This is a genomic window from Synechococcus sp. UW69, from assembly GCF_900474185.1.
GTDB lineage: Bacteria > Cyanobacteriota > Cyanobacteriia > PCC-6307 > Cyanobiaceae > Parasynechococcus.
The window spans coordinates 111,461-133,302 of the sequence record NZ_UCNW01000009.1 but is presented as its reverse complement, the minus strand read 5'-3'; the positions used below and the strand labels follow the sequence as shown (position 1 = coordinate 133,302).

At 59.1% G+C, this 21,842-nt stretch carries 18 protein-coding genes; 10 read left to right on the top strand and 8 right to left on the bottom strand.

Annotated features, from left to right (window positions below; all coding sequences use genetic code 11):
* Positions 1-25 precede the first annotated feature (25 nt).
* On the top strand, positions 26-2,695 hold the full coding sequence (gene alaS, locus DXY29_RS08290) for an alanine--tRNA ligase (RefSeq protein ID WP_115024570.1): 2,670 nt from the start codon (positions 26-28) through the stop codon (positions 2,693-2,695).
* A 15-nt stretch (positions 2,696-2,710) separates the two neighbouring features.
* Here the strand turns inward: alaS and DXY29_RS08285 are convergent, their stop codons facing one another.
* Positions 2,711-4,183: a mechanosensitive ion channel family protein gene (locus DXY29_RS08285; protein ID WP_170952172.1), complete on the bottom strand. Its 1,473-nt coding sequence runs from the start codon at positions 4,181-4,183 to the stop codon at positions 2,711-2,713.
* 137 nt (positions 4,184-4,320) lie between these two features.
* Entirely contained in the window at positions 4,321-5,640 is a 1,320-nt protein-coding gene (locus tag DXY29_RS08280; RefSeq protein ID WP_115024568.1) for an ATP-dependent 6-phosphofructokinase, read from the bottom strand.
* Positions 5,641-5,780: 140 nt separating this feature from the next.
* On the opposite strand from DXY29_RS08280, the gene DXY29_RS08275 reads away from it, so the two are divergent.
* Both DXY29_RS08275 and DXY29_RS08270 read left to right on the top strand, forming a co-directional pair.
* A complete protein-coding gene (locus DXY29_RS08275; RefSeq protein ID WP_170952171.1) occupies positions 5,781-6,590 on the top strand; it encodes a FecR family protein in 810 nt (269 codons plus the stop codon).
* On the top strand, positions 6,587-8,359 hold the full coding sequence (locus DXY29_RS08270; protein ID WP_244279354.1) for an adenylate/guanylate cyclase domain-containing protein: 1,773 nt from the start codon (positions 6,587-6,589) through the stop codon (positions 8,357-8,359). Before DXY29_RS08275 ends, DXY29_RS08270 begins: the two co-directional genes overlap by 4 nt.
* Before the next feature lie 19 nt (positions 8,360-8,378).
* Here DXY29_RS08270 and DXY29_RS08265 read toward each other — a convergent pair whose 3' ends face one another.
* A complete protein-coding gene (locus DXY29_RS08265; protein WP_115024566.1) occupies positions 8,379-9,272 on the bottom strand; it encodes a methylglyoxal synthase in 894 nt (297 codons plus the stop codon).
* Positions 9,273-9,349: 77 nt separating this feature from the next.
* Positions 9,350-11,317, bottom strand: coding sequence for a biosynthetic arginine decarboxylase (gene speA, locus DXY29_RS08260; RefSeq protein WP_371411075.1), 1,968 nt, complete (start codon positions 11,315-11,317; stop codon positions 9,350-9,352).
* An 81-nt stretch (positions 11,318-11,398) separates the two neighbouring features.
* Here speA and ndk point away from each other — a divergent pair, with 81 nt between their 5' ends.
* A complete protein-coding gene (gene ndk / locus DXY29_RS08255; RefSeq protein ID WP_115024564.1) occupies positions 11,399-11,854 on the top strand; it encodes a nucleoside-diphosphate kinase in 456 nt (151 codons plus the stop codon).
* A gap of 4 nt (positions 11,855-11,858) precedes the next feature.
* Here the strand turns inward: ndk and DXY29_RS08250 are convergent, their stop codons facing one another.
* Both DXY29_RS08250 and DXY29_RS08245 read right to left on the bottom strand, forming a co-directional pair.
* Entirely contained in the window at positions 11,859-12,971 is a 1,113-nt protein-coding gene (locus tag DXY29_RS08250; RefSeq protein ID WP_115024563.1) for an FAD-dependent oxidoreductase, read from the bottom strand.
* A 7-nt stretch (positions 12,972-12,978) separates the two neighbouring features.
* Entirely contained in the window at positions 12,979-13,569 is a 591-nt protein-coding gene (locus DXY29_RS08245; protein WP_115024562.1) for a cyclic nucleotide-binding domain-containing protein, read from the bottom strand.
* 82 nt (positions 13,570-13,651) lie between these two features.
* Between DXY29_RS08245 and gatB the strand changes: the two genes are divergently transcribed.
* Both gatB and DXY29_RS08235 read left to right on the top strand, forming a co-directional pair.
* A complete protein-coding gene (gene gatB / locus DXY29_RS08240) occupies positions 13,652-15,133 on the top strand; it encodes an Asp-tRNA(Asn)/Glu-tRNA(Gln) amidotransferase subunit GatB (RefSeq protein ID WP_115024561.1) in 1,482 nt (493 codons plus the stop codon).
* Positions 15,133-15,924, top strand: coding sequence for a 2OG-Fe(II) oxygenase (locus tag DXY29_RS08235; protein ID WP_115024560.1), 792 nt, complete (start codon positions 15,133-15,135; stop codon positions 15,922-15,924). Before gatB ends, DXY29_RS08235 begins: the two co-directional genes overlap by 1 nt.
* On the opposite strand, the gene coaE is transcribed toward DXY29_RS08235, so the two are convergent.
* Entirely contained in the window at positions 15,921-16,550 is a 630-nt protein-coding gene (gene coaE, locus DXY29_RS08230) for a dephospho-CoA kinase (RefSeq protein WP_115024559.1), read from the bottom strand. The genes DXY29_RS08235 and coaE overlap by 4 nt on opposite strands.
* Positions 16,551-16,564: 14 nt before the next feature.
* Here coaE and argJ point away from each other — a divergent pair, with 14 nt between their 5' ends.
* The 4 genes from argJ (at position 16,565) to DXY29_RS08210 (ending at position 20,505) form a co-directional block, all read left to right on the top strand.
* The gene (argJ, locus tag DXY29_RS08225; protein ID WP_115024558.1) at positions 16,565-17,803 is read left to right on the top strand and encodes a bifunctional glutamate N-acetyltransferase/amino-acid acetyltransferase ArgJ; all 1,239 of its coding nucleotides are present in this window, start codon (positions 16,565-16,567) and stop codon (positions 17,801-17,803) included.
* Between the two features lie 84 nt (positions 17,804-17,887).
* Positions 17,888-18,496 carry a hypothetical protein gene (locus DXY29_RS08220; RefSeq protein ID WP_244279353.1) on the top strand — a complete coding sequence of 203 codons (609 nt, stop codon included), beginning with the start codon at positions 17,888-17,890 and terminating at the stop codon, positions 18,494-18,496.
* Between the two features lie 45 nt (positions 18,497-18,541).
* The gene (locus tag DXY29_RS08215; RefSeq protein WP_115024556.1) at positions 18,542-18,853 is read left to right on the top strand and encodes a hypothetical protein; all 312 of its coding nucleotides are present in this window, start codon (positions 18,542-18,544) and stop codon (positions 18,851-18,853) included.
* A complete protein-coding gene (locus tag DXY29_RS08210) occupies positions 18,853-20,505 on the top strand; it encodes an AarF/ABC1/UbiB kinase family protein (protein WP_115024555.1) in 1,653 nt (550 codons plus the stop codon). Before DXY29_RS08215 ends, DXY29_RS08210 begins: the two co-directional genes overlap by 1 nt.
* A gap of 18 nt (positions 20,506-20,523) precedes the next feature.
* On the opposite strand, the gene eno is transcribed toward DXY29_RS08210, so the two are convergent.
* Positions 20,524-21,816: a phosphopyruvate hydratase gene (eno, locus tag DXY29_RS08205; protein WP_115025004.1), complete on the bottom strand. Its 1,293-nt coding sequence runs from the start codon at positions 21,814-21,816 to the stop codon at positions 20,524-20,526.
* Positions 21,817-21,842 lie beyond the last annotated feature (26 nt).

Genomic DNA, 21,842 nt, shown 5'->3' with positions numbered 1-21,842 from the left:
GACGGCAGGATCCCCCCTTCCTGTCATGGTCGCCGCCGCATCGTCGTCTTCTGCAGCGTCTGCACCGCGCAGCGGTGAGGAGATCCGTGAGGCTTTCCTGAATTTCTACGCCGAGCGCGGCCACAAGCGGATGGCCAGCGCTTCGTTGATTCCCGACGATCCAACGGTGTTGCTCACCATTGCGGGAATGCTGCCCTTTAAGCCGGTCTTTCTCGGCCAGCAGGAGAGGCCGGCTCCCCGGGCTACCAGTTCTCAGAAGTGCATTCGCACCAATGACATCGAGAACGTGGGGCGCACCGCCCGGCATCACACCTTTTTCGAGATGCTCGGCAACTTCTCCTTTGGGGATTACTTCAAGCAGCAGGCGATTGAGTGGGCCTGGGAGCTCAGCACTGTTGTATATGGCATCGACCCCAAAAATCTGGTGGTGAGTGTCTTCCGTGAAGACGATGAAGCCGAGCAGATCTGGCGCGATGTGGTGGGGGTGAACCCCAAGCGGATTATCCGCATGGACGAGGCCGACAACTTCTGGGCTTCGGGGCCGACTGGGCCCTGTGGTCCCTGCTCGGAGATCTATTACGACTTCTCGCCTGAGCTGGGTGATGAGGGCATCGATCTGGAGGACGACGACCGCTTCATCGAGTTCTACAACTTGGTGTTCATGCAGTACAACCGCGACGCTGAGGGCACGCTCACGCCGCTGGCCAATCGCAACATCGACACCGGCATGGGTCTGGAGCGGATGGCTCAGATCCTGCAGAAGGTCCCCAACAACTACGAAACTGACCTGATCTTTCCGTTGATCCAGGCGGCCGCGGAGCTGGCAGGGGTCGACTACCACCAGCTCGACGATAAGGGCAAGACGTCGTTGAAAGTGATCGGCGATCACAGCCGTGCTGTGACGCAGCTGATCTGTGATGGCGTCACCGCCAGCAACCTCGGCCGCGGCTACATCCTGCGGCGGCTGTTGCGCCGGGTGGTGCGTCATGGTCGCCTCCTGGGCATCGACAAGCCCTTCTTGCTCACCATGGGGGAAGCGGCGATTGCCTTGCTGAAGGGGGCCCACCCCAGCGTGATTGAGCGGCAGGAGGTGATTCTGGCCGAACTCCAACGGGAGGAGGCTCGTTTCCTCGAGACCTTGGAGCGCGGTGAGAAGCTGCTGGCGGAGGTGCTGGCGTCCAAGCCAACGCAGATCAGCGGTGCCCAGGCCTTTGAGCTTTATGACACCTATGGCTTCCCTCTGGAGCTCACCCAGGAAATTGCTGAGGAGCAGGGCTTAGCCGTCGATCTCGATGGCTTCGAGGCGGCGATGGAGCAGCAGCGTCAGCGGGCCAAGGCCGCTGCGGTGAGCATCGATCTCACGCTTCAGGATGCGATCGATCAGGTGGTGGCCGATCAGGCGGCGACCTGCTTCCAGGGGTATGTGGCTCTCGACCACCCCTCCTGCGTCCAGGCGCTTGTGGTGAACGGCGAACCGGCTACCACCGCGAAGGCTGGCGATGCGGTTCAGGTGGTGCTCGACACCACACCCTTCTATGGAGAAGGCGGTGGCCAGGTGGGCGATCGCGGGCTGTTGGCCGGCACGGACCTGATCGTGCGGATTGATTCCGTGAGCCGTAGTCGTGATGTGTTCGTGCATGCCGGTCGTGTGGAACGCGGTGAGCTCTCCTTGGGTGAGACCGTTAAGGCGCAGGTGGATCGTGCCTGCCGGCGCCGGGCTCAGGCGAATCACACCGCCACCCACCTTCTCCAGGCTGCGCTCAAGCAGGTGGTGGATCCGGGGATCGGCCAGGCCGGTTCCTTGGTGGATTTCGATCGACTGCGCTTCGACTTCCACTCCCCTAACGCGGTGACGGCGGAGCAGCTGGTGCAGATCGAAGCATTGATCAACGCTTGGATTGCCGAAGCCCACGGGCTTGACGTGCAGGAGATGGCGATTGATCAGGCCAAAGCGGCCGGCGCTGTGGCGATGTTCGGGGAGAAGTACGCCGATGTGGTGCGCGTCGTTGATGTTCCCGGTGTGTCGATGGAGCTCTGCGGCGGCACCCACGTGGCCAACACCGCAGAAATCGGTCTGTTCAAGATCGTGGCGGAAAGCGGCGTCGCTGCCGGCATTCGCCGGATTGAAGCCGTCGCTGGCCCCGCTGTGCTCGCATATCTAAATGAGCGCGATGCGGTGGTGAAGCAGCTGGGGGAACGCTTCAAGGCGCAGCCTGCCGAGATCGTTGATCGTGTTGCGGCTCTTCAGGATGAGCTCAAGGCCACCGGTAAGGCGCTGGCGGCGGCACAGGCGGAACTGGCGGTGGCCAAGGCCGGTGCTTTGGCCGCCAAGGCCGAGGCCGTGGGCGACTTTCAGCTGCTGGTGGAACGCCTCGACGGGGTCGATGGCGCCGGTTTGCAGGGAGCGGCCCAGAGCCTGGTGGATCAGCTGGGGGACTGCGCGGCGGTGGTGATCGGTGGTCTGCCGGATCCCGCCGATCTGGGCAAGGTGATCCTGGTGGCGGCCTTCGGCCAGCAGGTGATCGGCGCCAAGCTCCAGGCCGGCAAGTTCATCGGTGCCATCGCCAAGCGCTGCGGCGGCGGCGGTGGTGGCCGCCCGAATCTGGCGCAGGCCGGTGGTCGCGATGGTGCCGCCTTGCCTGGTGCTCTTGAGGCAGCTCAAGCTGAACTGGCTGCGGCACTTGGCGCCGTATGACAACAGAGGTCGCTGCTACGAGAGCAGGCTTTGGAAGAGTTCTTTCATGCGCCCCACCACGTCTCGACTGTTGGCTGGGACCGATTGAATGGCGAGTTGGGCCAGTTGAGCTTGCCGATCGCTGATCAATTGGCCAAAGCGCTCAATCAGGCCTGGCTCTTCATCGATGAGTTCGGCGATGGCTTGTCGACTCACCTCGAGCAGGTCGACTTTGCTGATGCTTTGAATTGTTGCACTGCGAGTGGTTCCGGTAAAAACAGTCATTTCCCCAAAGATGTCTCCACATTGCAGTTGAGCTATTTCGACATTGTTCTGAGGAATTGATGGTTTCTGGATAGAAATATTGCCATTGATTAGCATAAAGAGTGAGTCTCCGTCTTCGTTTTCTTTCACGATAATTTCTCCGGGTCCGTATGAGCAGAATGAGCTCATTTCAATCATCTTTTGAATCTGATTGTCGGAAAGGATGGAAAAGAGTTGGTTGTCTCTCAGGAGTTTGTGAATGCTTTTGAGTAAGTTGTCTTTGCTGGAAGATAGTGGTTTTGGTTGCTGCTCATTTTGTGTAATTCGTACATCACGAACGCTGAATGGGAAGCTGAAGCCTTCACGTTGTAGCGCATACCAAAGCTGTTCTTGAAGGTCACCACGGAGCGCACGGCTTTGGCCGAAGTCTTTGTGCCAATTGATCCATTCGTAGTTGATGCAGCTCTCTTCGAATGAGCGGATTCGAATGATGTTGGCTGGTGATCGAAGAACCAGCGAGTGATTATCAGAGATCTTCTGCATTATTTTCTTGGCTATATCTGGCGGCATGCTGTAATCCAGTCCAATAATCAGCTTGTTGGCATGGGCTCCATTGCTTGTGAAATTTTGGATTGTGCTGGAGTTGGAATTCGTATGTGGAAAGATCAGCCTTGACCCATAAAGGCTGTTGATTTCTGTATCTCTCCAGCTGATTGATTGCACTTGGCCAATGTATCCATCAATTTCAACCCAATCGCCTTCTCGGATCACTTGTTCGAGTTGAAGGCTCAAGCCACCGATGAGGTCTTTCAGTGGATCCTGGGCGGCTAAACCAACAACAGCCGTGAGAACTGCTGAGGTTGTCACCAGGCCCACCAGGTCGATGCTGGCTTGCTCCTTCAGATTTAGAGCGATAAGGAACAAACTGCCGACAATGAAAATCAGATCGCGCAGAATTTTTGGACAGGACGGCAAAATCCGGAGTGTTGGCAGGATTTCGAGAGCGACCCAAACCAGGCACCGGCTTATGGCAATCGAAGCGAGGATGCCTGTGATGAGGCTGAGATCAAGCCCCGCTGAGATCGGAATGCGGAAGCTTTCGATCGTCTGTTCGGTGGTGTGCGCCAGTAGAGCAATCCAAGGAGTGCGCCAAGGGAACGGTGGCATGCTGAACCGTTGGCAGATGCGCTTGGCGACCAATCCGGCGAACAGGCCGACAACTGTGAGTAACCATTGCAATGCCAAGACCATGACCTACCAACCCGTCGAAACTCATTGTGGGGAGATCCCAAGGTCAAGGCCGGAACTTTTTTGATCTTGTTCCAGTTGGGTGACGAATCAATTCACCCCCTGCTCGTTGGTTCAGTTTGAGTTCGTGCTGATTATGGATGTTTGTCCTGCTGGGTTGCGCTAATGACGCCACGCCATAGGGCGCTGTCAAGGTCAACCATCCGCCGTTCTTTTGTGGCCAGATGAATGGGGACATGGGTGAAGAAATTGTTCCAGTAGCCGATCAAAAGATTGGTTTTTCCGCTCATACCCGCATGCACGGCATGTTCCGCAAGTAGGTAGCAAAACACTGCATCTGCTGCGTTTGCTGAAACACTTCGGATGTGATAGCTGGGATCCAGATACTTGATGCTGATTGCGAGATTATTTTGTTTGAAGTATGCCGTTATCTCCTTCTTAAGAAGTTCTCCAATATCATCCTTGAGGATGTTCCCGGAAGCGTCGACTCTGCTTTCGCTGTTGTTGAAAAGGTCTTGCCCGGCCCCTTCTGCGACAACAATCACAGCATGGTTGTTCTGTTGAAGTCTGCGTTGAATTGCTGCACAGATGCCTTCGGGCCCACTGATTTGAAACGGGGTCTCGGGAATAAGGCAGACATCCACAATGGAATTGGCCAGTGATGCTGTAGCGCTAATAAAGCCAGAGTCTCGACCCATCAGTTTCACGATTCCAATACCGTTTTCGGCCCCTTCTGCTTCGTGGTGGGCGGATGTGATGATTTCCGACGCTACCTGGACAGAGGTTTCGAAGCCGAAGGTTTTTTCAACAAAACCGAGATCGTTGTCGATGGTTTTCGGCACGCCGACAACGCTGATGTTGGCTTGACGTTTATTGGCTGCTTCCGCGATTGCTTGAGCCCCCTTCAATGTGCCATCGCCGCCGATGCAGAACAGGAGATTGATTTTTCTACGCTGGAGCTCGTCCACCATGATTTCTGGATCCTGATTGCCTCTCGACGATCCAAGAATGGTCCCGCCCTGTTTGTGAATCTGTTCAACAACAGATGAATTCAGCTGGATCGGTTCTTGATTTGATTGTTGCGTCAGGCCTTTGTAGCCATAGCGAATGCCAATAATCTCTTTGACGCCATAGTCCTGTTCCAATACGTTGACCAGTCCCTTGATCACATTGTTCAGCCCCGGACATAGCCCACCGCAGGTGATAATTGCTGCGCGGGTTGTATCTAGATTGTGAAAGATTCTTTCCCGGGCTCCGGCCTTCTCAAATGCCGGCAATTGTTTGCATGTTTCGAGTTGATGATTCAGGTTCTTGATCTGACTGGAAAAAATAATTTTCTCTGAGTCGTCAACAAAAATCTCTTGGCTGCAGGGGTTGGCATAAGTTGCTTCCCCAAGCTGTTGAATTTCGAAATTGAAGTTATCAGGATTTTTCAGAACGTTCTCGTATGCCATGCGTGTAAGACGCTCAGTGCTCGTAATCTGACGACAGATTTTTTACTTTGCAACCAACGTCAAGTCGTTGTTGTCTTGGTTCGCTGGTGGCGTAATCCATGTCCGGCTGCCAGTCTTGAAAAACTGCTGCATGACAGATGTTGAAACAGGCAGTTTTCGTTCAGGCAGGTGCGCTGCTGCTGCTCGGGAGTGCCCTCTGGGCCCTGCCCAGCCGTGCCGCTCAGCCTCGTGTTGTTGAGGTCCCGGCGGGGCCTGCCTTCGTCAAGCTGCCCGGCGCTACTGAGATCACTGCACGCTCGGGTCAGTCGTTGAAGACAAATGCGTTGCTACGCACCACAAAGCCAGGTCGCATGCAGGTCATGTTGGGCAACGGGCGTCAGTTCCGCATGGGGGGTGATGCTCTGTTGCGCTTGGGTGCGTCCGACGTCGAACTGTTGAAGGGTTCCATCATCGGCTGGATTAAGCCAGGGACTCCGCATCGCAGTCCCTTCTCGATCAAAACGCGGTTGGCCACGGCTTCGATTCAGGGCACCACCGTTTTTTTGGAGTTCACCGACAAGCAGTTCAAGGTGTTCAGCTGGGAAGGCAGGGTTCGGGTGGAGACGAGCAATGGCCAACGCTTCACCTTGAACAGTGGTCAGCAGCTGCTTTTGGATCTCAAACGTCAGATGGTTGAGGTCAGCGGTCGCTTGGATGGTTTGGAATCCGCTTTAGGTGAGTTGGGCGGCGGCATCGTGACGCCGCCGACTCCTGGGCGAGATGGCTACAGCAGTCCTCGTTCGCGTCAACAGGATCAGCAGGAGTACGACTGGGAGCCCCCCCAGCCGCTGTCTGCCCAGGATGCTGAACGTCGCCTTCAGAAGAGCCTTCTCATCAACGGTTTCTCAACCCCCTTGGAGACCTTGCCGGACATCGAGCGGGAACTGGGGGTTTCGGCGCCAGCTCCTTGAGACGTTTGATCCGCCGGCATCTTGTTCCGTGTCTGTGGCGGGCATCGCTGCTGTTGCCCCTGGCCATGCTCCCGTTGCTGTCGCGTTTGGACGCCACGGGCCGGCAGCTCCTTTTTCAATGGCGTGGCCCGATTGAGCCCCCCGATGACGTGGTGCTGTTGGGCATCGATGAGGCGTCACTGGATCCACAGCTGTCTGATTTCGGCTCCTGGCCCTGGCCGCGTGCGCTGCAGGCAGACCTGGCCCGTGCGGTTCTCCGTCAGGGTGCCCGTCGTGTCGTCTTCAACATCGTTCATGTTGGGCCCAGCGGTTTTGGTCCAACCGACGACCTTGCCTTCCAACACGCGTTGCAACCATGGCAAGACCGGGTGGTGTTGAGCGCCTCTCTGGTGCGACAGCAGCTGGAGGGTCACGAGCAGGTTCAACTGAGACGTCCCTGGTACACGAGCTATCCCGTGGGACTGTCGGCGTTTTCGATGAACGCCTTCGGTGTTGTGCAGGCTGTTCCGGGACGGCAGAGCCTGAAGGGGATGCTCAATGACTTTTCTGAGCCCCACCCTCGCCCTTTAGCGCCTCTCGCTGCAGGGGTTGCTTCATCACAAGGTGATAACGGCATTGATTTCCTCGGACCCAGCGGACACATACCGGTGATTCCCGCCTGGGCCGTGGGCACGCTTCCGCAAGACACCTGGCGGAACAAGGTCGTCATCATCGGTTCCACTGCCCCTTCGCTGGGTGATCAGCTGGAGACCCCTTTTGGTCAGCAGAGCGGCTCTGAGGTTTTGCTATCGGCCATTGCAGGCTTCCAAAGCGGACGAGGCTTTCGCGCGCCTGATGTCTCCCATTTGGTGGCATTGATGGCCCTCTGGTTGCTGTTGTGTCAATGGCGTATCGCAGCTCCATCGACCGCCCTTGGCACAGCGATCACAACCGCTCTTCTGGAGGCTCTGGTAACCGGGGGCGTTGTTTTGGCTTGGTTCAACGGCCTTTGGTTGCCTGGCGCAGCTTTGATGCTGATGCCGTTGATCGGGGGAAGTCTCCGGGCGGGAGACCAATTCCAGCGGGAAAGCTCTCAACGGAGATTTCTGCACTCGGTGCTGTCGCGCAGGGTGTCACCGAATCTCATGCGCGACATGCTGCGGTCGGGGCAGGAGAGCTGGACGCGTCTTGGCGGTCGTCGCGAGCGCTGCGTGGTGTTGTTCACCGACTTGGTGGGATTCACAGCCCGCAGCAACGTGATGGATGCGGAGGCCCTGTTTGGCTTGTTGAATCGCTATTTCGAGGCAATTGCAGCTCCGGTGCTGCGGGAGCAGGGGTTGTTGGACAAATTCATTGGCGATGCCCTGATGGCGGAATTTGGGGTGCCCGTGCATCGGGGCGATCGTGCCGAGGCTCTGGCGGCTGTGCGGGCTGCTCTGGGGATGCAGGCCAACCTTGAGGTTCTGAATCGAGAACTCGATCAGGAGGGCTTGGCACCGCTACGCCAGGGAATTGGTATTCACTGCGGTGAAGTGATCGCCGGCAATCTTGGGTCGAGCCACCGGTTGGAGTACACCGTGATTGGAGCTCCGGTGAATCTGGCCAGCCGGCTTGAATCCCTTACACGGCACTTCCCTGACTATCCAATCCTGATGAGTGGAGACGTCAGGAATCTCATCGCGGAGGATGTTGTGGTGGCGGATCTGGGGTCCCATGCTGTGAAAGGTTGGCCTGAACCCATCCCTGTCTTTGGCTTGCTTGCGCTTCGGTCTGATTCGGATTCTGGTTAAAAGAAGGGTGGTTTTGGTTTTAACCCGCTTCAACAACTTTTTTCTGACCCTGAATATAGGCCTGAAGTACTTGGTTGGGAATCAATTCGCGTTCTGCTTTCCCTGAGAGGAGATAGTCGAGAATGGCTTCGCCGCTCTGCGGATTGGTGGCAAATGGGATCTGATAAACGTCGCAGAGGCGGCCCAGCGCCTCGATATCAGCATGGTGGGGATGTGAGGAGAGTGGGTCCCTGAAAAAGATCACGCCACAGATGTTCTGGGTCGAAATCAGAGTTCCGACGGCCTGATCGCCACCGAGGGGGCCTGATGCCACTTTCTTGCTAAGGCAAAGCCCAGTTTTCTTATAGAGAATGCTGCCTGTCGTGCCGGTTGCAATCAGTGAAAATGTTTCTAATTTGTTGGTGTGTATTCCGCAAAATTCCATCAAACTTTCTTTCATGTTGTTGTGAGCAATCAGGGCTAAATATTTCCGCTTGTCGCTATAGTTTTCGGCAGCAAATTGCTCGGCTCGTGCGCGCCTGATGGCTTGAAAGTATTCTCGGTACTTCAGGGCCAGCGGCTGGTTTTGGCCCAGGAAGTTTTCGAAGTCGTGTATTGAAAATCGACCAACGGTTGTTGGCTCAATGGTTTGAACGTCTGCAACGCGCGTTGCTTCCTCTGAAAAGAGGCTCTCTCCAATAATGGATCCTGTTTGTTCAATGGAGAGCTGTCGTTCGCCGTCAAGGATTTGAACAAGACCATCCAGGATGAACACCATGCTGTCTGAGGGTTCGCCCTTCTTCATCAAGATGGTTTCTGCTTGGATCACCTCGATCGAGACATGTTCAGCGAGGCTTTTGATCTCATCGGTGCTGAAGGAATGCTTCAGGTTGCCTTCGCGCTGAAGAATCTCGATCAGTGCGTTGCGATCCATAATCGATAAAACGTTGATCAGACCTTAAGGGTTTTTTGTCAATCAGCTGTGCACTTGGCAAGACGCAGCTGTTGTTCTTAGTCCTGAAGGTATGTGGTTTGTCGAAGGCTGCTTTCGAGGTGATCAAGAAGGCGACGTGATTCGTCGATCCGGAGTTGGCCGTTGTTGATGGCCGCCTCCGCCGCCACCCGCAAGCGCTCAAGTAAGGCGCGGGGGTCGTGCTCCATGGCCTCGAGCACATTGGCATTGGTGTCACCCCGTACGACGTGGTCAATGCGATAGCTACCGCCTGGGCTGAGGCGGATGTGGACGGCGTTGGTGGTGCCAAAAAGATTGTGCAGATTGCCCATCACTTCCTGATAGGCGCCGCTGAGAAACAGCCCGATTAGATACGGGCTGTTGTCATTGAGCTCGTGGAGCTCTAGCAGATGTTTGGGTTGTCCATCCCCGATGAAGCGATCCAGGCGTCCATCGGAATCACAGGTGAGGTCGGCGAGATTGGCTAGCCGTGTCGGGCGTTGATCCAGCTGCTGGATGGGCACCACTGGAAACAGCTGATCGATGGCCCAGGTGTCGGGTGCCGAGCGGAAGATCGACAAGTTGGCGTAATACGTTCCTGCCAAGGCTTTGCTGAGGGCTGAGAGCTCTTCAGGGATGGCTTGATCTTTTGGCAGCCGTTTTGCAATGGCATCGGCGCAGGCCCACGTCAGCTGTTCGGCTGTGGCTCGGTCGGGCAGACCCATGTATCCAAGCCGGAATGCTGCGAGGGCATCCTGCTTGAACTTCAAGGCGTCGTTCCAGGCTTCCTGAAGCCGCACCAGCTGCGCATCCGCTGTCACCGACAGCTGTTGAATGGTGGCGAGGGTGTCCCGGAGGTTGCGAACGGTGAGTGGTTCGTCTCCTGTGGCGTTGGGAATGGACGCCGGGAGTGCGCTACTCCCCAGGATGTCGAACACCAGCAGGGAGAAATGACTGGCGATGGCGCGGCCGCTTTCGCTTACCAGCGTGGGCACGGCAACATCATTGGGTTCGCAGCATTCCCGCACCGTGGCCACGACATCGTTGGCGTAGTTCTGGAGCGAGTAGTTCGTGGAGGCTGCCGATGCTGTGCGGCTGCCGTCGTAGTCGATGCCGAGTCCGCCGCCGACATCCAGGAACCCCATCGGGGCCCCTAGGCGGGTGAGCTCCACATAGATCTGCCCCGCTTCTTGGAGAGCGTCCTTGAGAACGGCAATGTCGTTGATCTGGCTGCCGATGTGGAAGTGCAGCAGGCGGAGATCCTGGAGCAGGTCGTGGTCCCGAAGACGTTCCACCGTTGCCAACAATTCGGGAATGGAGAGACCAAATTTGGCCTTGTCGCCGACGGAACTGCCCCAACGCCCTGTGCTGCGGCTGGAGAGCTTGGCTCGCACACCGATGTAGGGCGCAGCACCCAGATTTTTGTTGGCTTCAATAATTCGGTCGACTTCGTCTGGCTGTTCAATCACAACCACAGGTTGCCGTCCCAGGCGTCGCGCCAGGATTGCCGTTTCGATGTAAAGGCGATCTTTGTAGCCGTTGCAGATCAACAAGGCTTCGGGATCGTCCAGCAGCGATAGAGCGATCAGCAGCTCCGCTTTGCTGCCAGCTTCCAGTCCGAAGTTCCAGCGGTGGCCGCAGCTCACCAACTCCTCCACCACGTGGCGTTGTTGGTTGCATTTCACCGGGAAGACGCCTTGATATCGCCCTTGGTAGCTGTATTGCGCGATGGCGCGTTCAAAGGCTGCGTGGAGTCGTTCCAAGCGGTCTTCGAGGATGTCGTCGAAGCGAATCAGCAGTGGCAGGGCAAGATTTCGGCTTTTCAGCTCCCACACCAGATCCACCAGATCCAGGCTTCCGCCGCGATCTCCTTGGGGTTGGACGCTGATGTGTCCGCGCCCGTTGATGGAGAAGTACGGATCTCCCCAGCGGTCGAGCCCGTACAGCGCAGCACTGTCTTCAATCGACCAGCCTTCGCTGTCAGCCACTGGCATTCGTCGTGGGGAATGGTCGGAATCTAGGGACATTCCCTGCGCTGCCCAAGGCCTGTGCTTGCCAAGCGGGGTGGCCAGCACTGACGATGGCGGCGCTTTTTGTTGACACACACCATGGCCGAACGCACGTTCATCGCCATCAAGCCCGACGGCGTCCAGCGCGGCCTGGTTGGCGAGATCCTCGGCCGCTTCGAGCGCAAGGGGTTCAAGCTTGTGGGCCTGAAGCAGATCACCCCTAGCCGCGCCCTGGCTGAGCAGCACTACGGCGTCCACAAGGAGCGTCCCTTCTTTGCCGGTCTCGTCGACTTCATCACATCCGGTCCTGTGGTGGCCATGGTTTGGGAAGGCGATGGTGTGATCGCCAGCGCCCGCAAACTGATCGGCGCCACCAAGCCCCTCGAGGCCGAGCCCGGCACCATTCGCGGCGACCTGGCCGTCAACATCGGTCGCAATGTGATTCACGGTTCCGATGCCCCCGAAACAGCTGCATTTGAGATCGGCCTCTGGTTCGAAGCCTCTGAGCTGAACGACTGGTCCCCATCCGATCAGGAGTGGCGGGTCGAGGGCTGATCGCTCAGTTTTCGAATCGGTTCCAGCGGAAAGCCTCCAACAACGCCTTTGCGGCCGCGTTGGGGGCTTTTTGCATCACGGCGCCGGCCGTGAGCTCGGCGGTAATGGCAGCGAGGAGAACACCATTGCGGTGATGACCGCAGGCCAGCCAGAGTCCTGGAAATGGGCCTGAGCCAAGTAAGGGGCCTTCGTCTGGCGTGCAGGGCCGGAACCCCCACCAACGCTCCATGGGCGGCCAGTTGGCGGCCATGGGGAGCAGGCTGGTGATGCCCGTTTGGAGTTGTTTTTGGCCATCGGGTGTGAGGCCTTCCGCGAATCCAGCGTCCCGTTCGCTGGTGGCCCCCACAACGATCAGTCCGTCCTCCCGTGGAACGAGATAGGTCCCGGGGCCGAAGATCACGCGCTTGAGCGCTTCCCGCGGCCCTTGCAGGGAGAGCATTTGACCCTTAACAGGGAACACCGGGAGCTCGGGCACCAGGTGTTGACTCCAGGCGCCGCTGCAAATCACCGCTTGTCGGCAGTGCAGGTGTTGCTCGCTTCCTTCGGCACTGCGCAGATGGATCCCGCAGAGGTGTCCGGCGGAATCACGCTCTAAATCAATCACTTCGGCGCCTTCCATGAATTGAACGCCCATGGAGACGCAGGCGCGCTCTAGAGCTCGCATCAGTCGACGGCGGTTGTCGATTTGGCCGTCTTGTTCAAAGAGCAACCCTGTCGTCCAATCCGGGCCCAAACCTGGAATCTCTCGATCCAGGCTGGCGCGGTCGAGCGTTTGTCCGAGCTGGGCCGTTGGGTAGGCGTCCCGTTCGCTGGCTGTGCGGAATGGCACCACGATGCCGCTGGTGCGAAGTCCGCAGCTCAAGCCGCTGTCACTTTCGATTTGGGCGACCCAACGGGGAATCCCCTCCAAGCTGGCCTGCCCCAGGCGTAGTAAATCTCCGCTCAGGCCTTCGGCATGGGGCGCCAGCATGCCCGCAGCAACAAACCCTGCCGCTTCGCTGCGGCGTCGGCTGATCACCAGCACGGTTTGGTTGTGACGGGCGAGTTGATGGGCAATGGCTAAGCCCATCAACCCACCCCCCAGCACGAGCGTTGCTGGCGTCTGTGGAGGGGTCATGGCTGGCTTAACTCTCCAGGCGGGGTGATGCAGCGACTGTCAGCAAATGCTCCAGCTGGCCAGCCGCTTGTTCCATGCTGTCAGGCCCTTGGCGCAGTGTGCTGCAGATGCTCGCCAGTGAAGTGGCATCACCGCGCGATGAGGCATCAATCCCATCCAGCAACAGGTTGATCATCCGGTTGCTGTTGCGGCAGCGTTCACTGCTGAGCAGCAGCATTTCAGCAGCCAGTTCGGCGTCGAAGAGAACCGCACTGTGAAGTGCTTCTCGCGAAAATCGCAGGATTTCTGTGTTGGCCTCCAGCACCCGAACCCGCGCGCCGTGCCGGGTCTCTCCTATCCCAAACAGGGCCATTTCCCCAAGAACTGCGCCCGCCCCCACTTCAGCAATGGTTCGGGACGCGTTCCCGTTCTGATGGATTTCGATGGAGAGACGGCCCTGTTGCACCAGCAAGAGCGAGTCAGCGACATCGCCTTGCTCAATCAGAACGGCATTGTGTTCAGGGAGAAGCAGCTCGGGTTCAAGTTGCTTCAAATGGGTCTGAAGCAGATGCCACAGCCTGAGGTTGATGGGTTCTTGCTCCTGTGCTTCGGGGTCCATTCCGGCCAGGCAACGACACCCATCCTGATTGGCTAGGGCCTGATTCCATAGGATCCCGGAAACTGCAACACACCAGGGGCGTATGGCCGACGCAGCAACCCAACTGGCCTGGGAGGCCGTGATCGGTCTCGAGACCCACGTGCAGCTGGGAACGGACAGCAAAATTTTCACCGCGGCGTCGACCACCTTTGGTGATGACCCCAACACCCACATTGACCCGGTGGTGTGCGGTTTGCCTGGCACGCTGCCTGTTCTGAATCAGAAGGTTCTCGAGTATGCGGTGAAGGCCGCGATGGCGCTGAATCTCAATATCGCCGAACACAGCAAGTTCGACCGTAAGCAGTACTTCTATCCAGACCTGCCGAAGAACTATCAGATCTCTCAGTACGACCAGCCGATCGCTGAGGAGGGTTGGATTGAGGTGGAGGTCGCTGAAAAGGGAAAAGACACCTACCTGAAGACGATCGGCATCGAGCGTCTGCACATGGAGGAGGACGCCGGCAAGTTGGTGCATGCAGGCAGCGACCGCCTTGCGGGATCCACCCATTCCTTGGTGGATTACAACCGCGCCGGTGTGGCCCTGGCCGAGATCGTCAGCAAGCCGGATCTGCGCACCGGTCGCGAGGCGGCGGAATACGCCTCGGAGATCCGCCGGATCATGCGTTATCTGGGTGTGAGCGACGGCAACATGCAGGAGGGATCTTTGCGTTGCGACGTCAACATCTCCGTGCGCCGTGGGCCGGATGCGCCCTTCGGGACGAAGGTGGAAATCAAGAACATGAACTCGTTCTCGGCCATTCAAAAGGCCTGCGAGTACGAGATCAAGCGTCAGATCAAGGCCTACGAAACCGGTGAGCCGATCGTTCAGGAGACCCGCCTCTGGGATGAGGGCAAGCAGCTCACCAAGAGCATGCGCAGCAAGGAAGGGGCCAGCGATTACCGCTACTTCCCTGATCCCGACCTAGGCCCCATTGAAGTAAGTGCCGATCAGCGGGAGTCCTGGCGCGCTGAATTGCCTGAGTTGCCGGCGGCTAAGCGCCATCGCTACGCCCAGGATCTGGGTCTGTCCCAGTACGACGCCAGGGTGCTCACCGATGAGCGTCCGATGGCCGACTACTTCGAGGCCGTTGTGGGCGCTGGTGCTGACGCCAAGCTTGCGGCGAACTGGATCACCGGAGACATCGCCGCCCATGTGAACAGCAACCGGCTCAGCTATGCCGAATTGGCCTTTCGGCCTGAGCAGTTGGCCGAGATGGTGCAACTGATCGATGGGGGCAAGATCAGCGGCAAAATCGCCAAGGAGATTCTTCCGGAGCTGCTGGAGAAAGGCGGCTCACCCAAGGCGATCGTCGACGAGCGTGGCCTTGGCATGATCAGCGACCCAGCAGCGATCGAAGCCATCGTCGATGAGTTGTTGGGAGCTCATCCCGATGAGGTGGAAGCCTTCCGTGGTGGTAAGACCAAGCTGCAGGGCTTCTTTGTCGGACAGTTGATGAAGAAGACCGGTGGTAAAGCTGATCCAAAGCTCGCCAACCAGATTCTGAGCAAGAAACTCAAGGGTTGATGAGCGGAGCAGCAGCCATTCCGGACGCCTGGAAGGAGTGGCTGCTGCAGAACCGGGATCGAGGCTGTGATGCTGAGGGGCTGATTCAGCGGGTCCTCGATCAGGGGTTTTCGCGAGAGGCGATTGCGGCCGTTCTCCAGTCGTCCACGCCGGATTGGCTCGCTTGGTTTGAGTCACCCCTCACCCGAAAGGAGCACCGGCCCCGCGCCTGGCGGCTCGATACCTCACTCGCCCAGTTGTATGAGCTGCCGGCCCTGCTCAGCCACGAGGAATGCGGGCAAGTGATCGACGCCATCAATGCGTCACTTCAGCCATCGACGGTGACCCACGGCAGCAGTGACTACCGCACCAGCCGCACCTGCCATCTGCGTCAGAACCATCCCCAGCTGGCGGCGACCCTGGATCAGCGCTTTGCGGCCTTGTTTGGGGTGGATCCGCGTCTTTCGGAACCGATTCAGGGGCAGCGCTACGACCCCGGCGAGTACTTCAAGGAACACACGGACTGGTTTTCGCCGGGCACGGAGGAATACGCCACCCACACCGACAGCGGCGGGCAACGCACCTGGACGGTGATGGTTTATCTCAATGCTGTTGAGCGGGGGGGAGAGACGCTGTTTCGCCGCCTGGAGCGTTCATTCACGCCTGTGCCTGGGATGGCGTTGGCCTGGAACAACCTCCAGGCCGATGGCACCCCCAACCCCTTCACACTGCATGAGGCCTTGCCGGTGGAGGCGGGCCACAAATGGGTGATCACCAAGTGGTTCCGCGCAGACTTTGGCCGTAACGGCTAACAACCGAGATCTGTTTCCGCAGTTGCGTTGAGCAGCGTCACGGCTTGGGCATGCCATGCGCCGGGCTGGCCTTGATTGGAAATGACGTGATCCGCCAGAGCACGTTTGCGACTCAGGGGCCATTGGGCGGCGATGCGGGCTTGGGCGGCTGCAGGGCTCAGCCCGTCGCGCGCAATCAATCGCTGGAGTTGCTGGGATTCATCGCAGTCGACAAGCCAGATTTCGCTACAGAGCGACTCCAAACCCGCTTCGAACAACAGCGGAATCATCAAAACGATCGCTGGCGTCTCGGCATGGCGTGTGAGTGCTTGATCGAAGCGGTCTCGCACGATCGGGTGAATCAGTTGCTCGAGCCAGAGCCGCTCAGCGGGGTCTTGGAACACGATGCGACCCAGTGCAGCCCGGTCGATGGTCGCGGCTCCCTCGGCCTGGACCTTGGAGCCATACCGCTGCAGCACGGTATTGGTGGCGTTGAGACCGGGCTCGAGGGCCTCTCGGGCGAATTGATCCGCATCCAACACCGGTAGGCCTTGTTCTGCCAACCAATGGCCCAGGCTGCTTTTGCCACTGGCAATCCCGCCCGTGAGTCCGATGCGTCGTTGCGAGAACCGCTCGCTAGGCGCCATGGTGTCGGAGCAGGATGCAATCAGTGTCTCGCGGCGGATCAGCGGTGGCGATGGCTTCTTCTTGGCAACCGATCCAGGGTGGTGTCACGGCACCGGAGGGGTTCCAGGCGGCGGGCATCGTTGCGGGCCTCAAGCCTTCGAACAAGCCCGATCTGGCACTGGTATTGGCACCGGAGGCGGCCGTTTGTGCTGGCACTTTCACAACCTCAGTGGTGCGAGCGGCCTGTGTTGATCTCTGCCGTGATCGCCTCTCCAGCAATGGTGGCCAGGCCCGTGCTGTGTTGATCAACTCCGGTCAGGCCAACGCTTGTACCGGTGATCGAGGCTTGGTCGACAGCCAGCGCGCCACCCAAGTGCTTGCTGATCACCTCGGCGTGGATGCGGAGGCGGTGTTGATCTGCTCCACCGGCGTGATTGGTGTTCCGATTCCGATGACGACCTTGTTGGCTGGATTGGCTCCTTTGGTCGAGACCCTTGTTGCCACCGGTGGTGATGCCGCTGCGAACGCGATCCTCACCACGGATTTGGTGGACAAGCAGGTGGCGCTTGAACTGGATCTTGAGGGTCGCCGGGTGCGCATCGGAGGGATGGCCAAAGGCTCGGGAATGATCCATCCCGATATGGCCACGATGCTCGGCTTCTTCAGTTGCGATGCCGGTGTGGATGCCGGCGTTTGGCAGGAGATGGTGCAGCGCGCGGTTCAGCGTTCCTTCAATGCCATCACCGTGGATGGCGACACCAGTACCAATGACACCGTGCTGGCCTTCGCAGCAGGTCCACCGCTGGCGAAAGAGCACCATGGCGTTTTGGAACAGGGCCTCACCGAGGCGATGCAGCATCTGGCGCAGGCCATTGCTCGGGATGGCGAAGGGGCAACTTGTTTGATTGCCGTGCAGGTCGAGGGAGCAGTTGACGAAGCCTCGGCGTTGCAGGTGGCCCGCACGGTCTGTGGTTCGTCCTTGGTGAAGACCGCTGTCCATGGTCGGGACCCGAATTGGGGGCGGATCGTGGCTGCTGCAGGTCGCTCAGGCGTGGCCTTCGATCCTGATGCGGTCGCCCTGTGGATTGGTCCGCATCAATTGATGTTGGCCGGCCAACCCGTGGCCTTTGATCGTGATGCAGCCAGCGAAGTCTTGCGGCAGGAGCACGTCCCGATTCGCCTCTGTCTGGGTCATGGCTCCGGCTGTGGTCAGGCCTGGGGATGTGACCTCTCGGATCAGTACGTGCGCATTAACGCCGACTACACGACTTGAGGTCTCTGTCCTGAATCCCTGTCACAATCCCTGTCTTCGTCAGATCCACTTGTGGACAAGACCAGCACTCCTGACGCTCCCGACGTGACCCAGCCCCGTTTTTGGGTGGGCCCCCTTGTGGCTGGTTGTTGTTTTGCCCTTGGCTACGGCATCACCGATCGGGTGCTGACGCTGCAGACCAATGCTGAAGATCCCGCCCCTCAGACCTTCGCACCGCTTGCCTTTCCAGGGAATTCCTTGCGGGAGATCCGATCCCGGTTCAGCGATGACGATGCAGCACTGCAGGTGGATCTCACAGCGCTGGAAGCCGCTGAAGCCGCGACCCGATCAGCCAATCCAGCGGTGAAGACGACAACCAAACCTGATCTCGCGCTGCAGACGCCCCAACCCCCGGTGTGGACGACCCCCGCTTGGTCCGATCCTCAAAGCATCGCCCCAGAGGACCAGCTTGATCTCCAGCCGGATGTCCCGGAAGCCGACGGATCCGCGCCATCCACGGCCCAGGAGCAAGAGCTGGACGATGGCAGCACTGAACCCCTGGTGACCCCTGAGCCCTCCGAGATTGTCCCTGCTGCTGTTGTCCCAGCCGATGATTCACCGGTGCTGTTGGCCGAGCCGGATTCAGCTGTAGTTCCCCCTGGCGCCGAAGCTTTTTTCGAAACCATTGAGCCCGTGATCCCTCCTCAGCCCTGATCTCCTGTTGGATCTGCCACAGTTGAGCTTGTCTGCTTTCGGTTCATGGGTTCCTCGGAGGCCTTGATTCGCGCCACCGTGAATCGCATCAGCGCGCGGCTTGGCCACGGTTTTGCGGACGCAGCGGCGGAGCTGGCGGTGTTGGCGCAAGATGCTCCGCAACGGCTGCGTCAGGAATGGGATCTATTTCAGGACGAGGTGCTTGCAGAGGCAGAACGGATTGAACGGGGTGATCAGGCCGTGGTGAGCACGGATGGCGAGCCCTCCGCGGAACAATCGGAGACCCCTCAAGCGGTCATTGATCGCCTCCGGGCCACGGTGGCTGATCTCAGTCAAGCGGTCGAGGCACGCCCCTGATGCTCGGACTGCTGCGAGCGCTTCGGATTTGGCGCTCTGTCCTGACCCTGCTGCTGTTGCTTTGGTGGGATGGTCAGTCCTGGACTTATCGCGGTGGCGTGACCGCGGAGCGTCGTGCTCGTCGTCAGCAAGGCCGAGCTCGCTGGTTGACGTCTGAGCTGCTGTCTCTGGGTTCAGCTTTCATCAAGCTGGGGCAGCTGCTGTCCGCAAGGCCAGACATTCTCCCGGCGGGCTGGGTGGCTGAACTGGAGGCGCTGCAGGACAGCGTTCCGGCATTCAGTTTTGATCAGGTGCAGACCGTTCTCGAACGAGAGCTTGGTCAGCGCTGTGCAGAGGTCATCGACCTTGACCCGGAGCCTCTTGGTGCTGCCTCTTTGGCCCAGGTGCACCGCGCCAGCCTGCGCAGTGGCCGGCAGGTGGTGCTCAAGGTGCAGCGACCTGGACTGGATCGTCTGTTTCGTCTTGATCTTGAGGTGATGCAGCAGGTGGCGGCTGTGCTGCAGCGCCACCCCAGTTGGGGCCGTGGTCGAGATTGGCCGGCGATGGCACGCGAATGTCGACGTGTCCTGCTGCGTGAGCTGGATTTCCGGGTTGAGGCCCAGTATGCGGCGCGTTTTCGTCAACAATTTCTGGATGACGAACGGATCAGGATCCCAGGTGTGATCTGGGAGTTGAGCAACCGCCGTGTGCTTTGTCTCGACTATCTGCCAGGCATCAAGGTCAATGACCGTGAGGCGTTGATCGAGGCCGGTATTGATCCAGTCAAAGTGGCTGAAGTGGGTGCGGCCAGCTATCTGAAGCAGTTGGTGCGGTTTGGTTTCTTTCATGCCGACCCTCATCCCGGCAACCTTGCCGTCGCTAGCGATGGCGCTCTCATCTACTACGACTTCGGAATGATGGGCCTGTTGTCGGACGGCTTGCGTCGACGTCTTGGGGCCATGGTTCGCGCTGCTGCCGCCAGGGATTCAGCGGCGTTGGTGGAGGAAATGCAGGCTGCCGGGGTGATCTCCAGAGGCATTGATGTTGGTCCGGTCCGTCGTCTTGTGCGGCTGATGCTGCAGGAGGCCCTGACCCCACCCTTCACGGCCAATGCGATCGACAAACTCTCCGGAGATCTCTACGACCTGGTCTATGGGCAGCCCTTCCGTCTGCCGGTCGAACTCATCTTCGTGATGCGAGCCCTATCCACGTTCGAGGGTGTTGGCCGCAGTCTCGATCCCGCTTTTAGCTTGGTTGCAATTGCCAAGCCCTACCTCCTTCCACTCATGACCTCAAGCGGCTCTGGCAGCAATGATCTGTTCAATGAACTCGGCCGTCAGGTCGGGGCTCTCAGCAGCCGTGCTGCTGCCTTCCCACGACGTCTTGATGAAAGTCTTGAACGCCTAGAGCAGGGCGACCTTCAGCTCCAGGTGCGTCTGGGGGAATCGGATCGCCAGTTCCGCCGGATGGCCCTTGCACAACAGTCCATCGGCCAGTCGGTGCTGCTCGGATGCTTGGCGTTGGCCACAGCCATTGTTGGTGCGAGTGCCCGCCCGCTCTGGTCGATTCTTCCGGCTGCTGCTGCTTTGCCTGTTGGATTGGGCTGGTTCCAAATGCAGGTCAAGATCCGTCGCGATCAACGGTTGGAGCAGTTGCCCGGTTCCAACCGTTGAGCCGTCTGGGGCCTGAGATCAGGCCTTGCCGCGGGGGCCCTGGGCGACAGCACCGGCGTAAACGGCCTGGCTCCCCAGTTCGTCTTCGATGCGCAGCAGCTGGTTGTACTTCGCGACCCGCTCACTGCGGCTGAGGGAACCGGTCTTGATCTGCCCGGCGCGTGTGGCGACGGAGAGATCGGCAATCGTGGTGTCTTCGGTTTCGCCACTGCGGTGGCTGATCACGCTGGTGTAGCCGGAGCGCCCTGCCAGATCGATGGCCTGAAGGGTTTCCGTGAGTGAGCCGATCTGGTTCACCTTGATCAGGATCGAGTTGGCCGTGGCGCTGTCGATGCCTTGCTGAAGGCGCTTGGTGTTGGTCACGAACAGGTCATCACCCACAAGCTGCACCTTGCTGCCGAGGCGTTCGGTTAGCAGCTTCCAGCCATCCCAGTCGTCTTCGGCCAGGCCGTCTTCGATCGAAACGATCGGGAATTTGTTCACCAGTTGTTCCAGTTGGCCGACCATCTCTGCGCTGGTGTAGCTGCCGCCATCGAAGGCATAGCGACCGTTCTCGAAGAATTCGGTGCTGGCGACGTCCAGAGCAAGGGAGATCTGCTCGCCCGGCTTGTATCCCGCCTTGGTGATCGCTTCCACCAGGATTTCACCGGCTTCAACGTTGCCCAGATTGGGGGCGAAACCGCCTTCATCGCCAACGGCGGTGCTCATGCCATTGGCACTGAGCAGCCCTTTGAGCGTGTGGAACACCTCGGTTCCCATGCGCAGCGCTTCGCGGAAGCTCGGAGCCCCATGGGGGACCAGCATGAATTCTTGGAAATCCAGGCTGTTGGCGGCATGGGCGCCACCGTTGATCACGTTCATCAACGGCACCGGGAGCAGGTTTGCCATCGGACCGCCGAGGTAGCGGTAGAGGGGGATTCCCAGGCCGTTGGCGGCAGCGCGAGCGGTGGCCATGCTCACCGCCAGGATCGCGTTGGCACCCAGGTTGGATTTGTTGTCGCTTCCGTCCAGCTCCAGCATCGCGGCGTCCACAGCGGCCTGATCCAGGGCCGAAAGGCCGCAGAGGGCTGGTGCGATCCGCTCTTCGATGTGATTCACGGCTTGGCCCACGCCTTTGCCCATGTAGCGGTCGCCGCCATCACGCAGTTCGTGGGCTTCGTGGGCGCCGGTGCTGGCACCACTGGGAACGATGGCCCGTCCCATGGCACCTCCTTCGAGCAGCACTTCGGCTTCAACCGTTGGGTTGCCGCGGGAATCGAGCACCTCTCGGGCCACGATGGTGTCGATGACGAGGTCGAGGGAATCGATCACGTTGGGACGCACGCTTAACCCGGGGA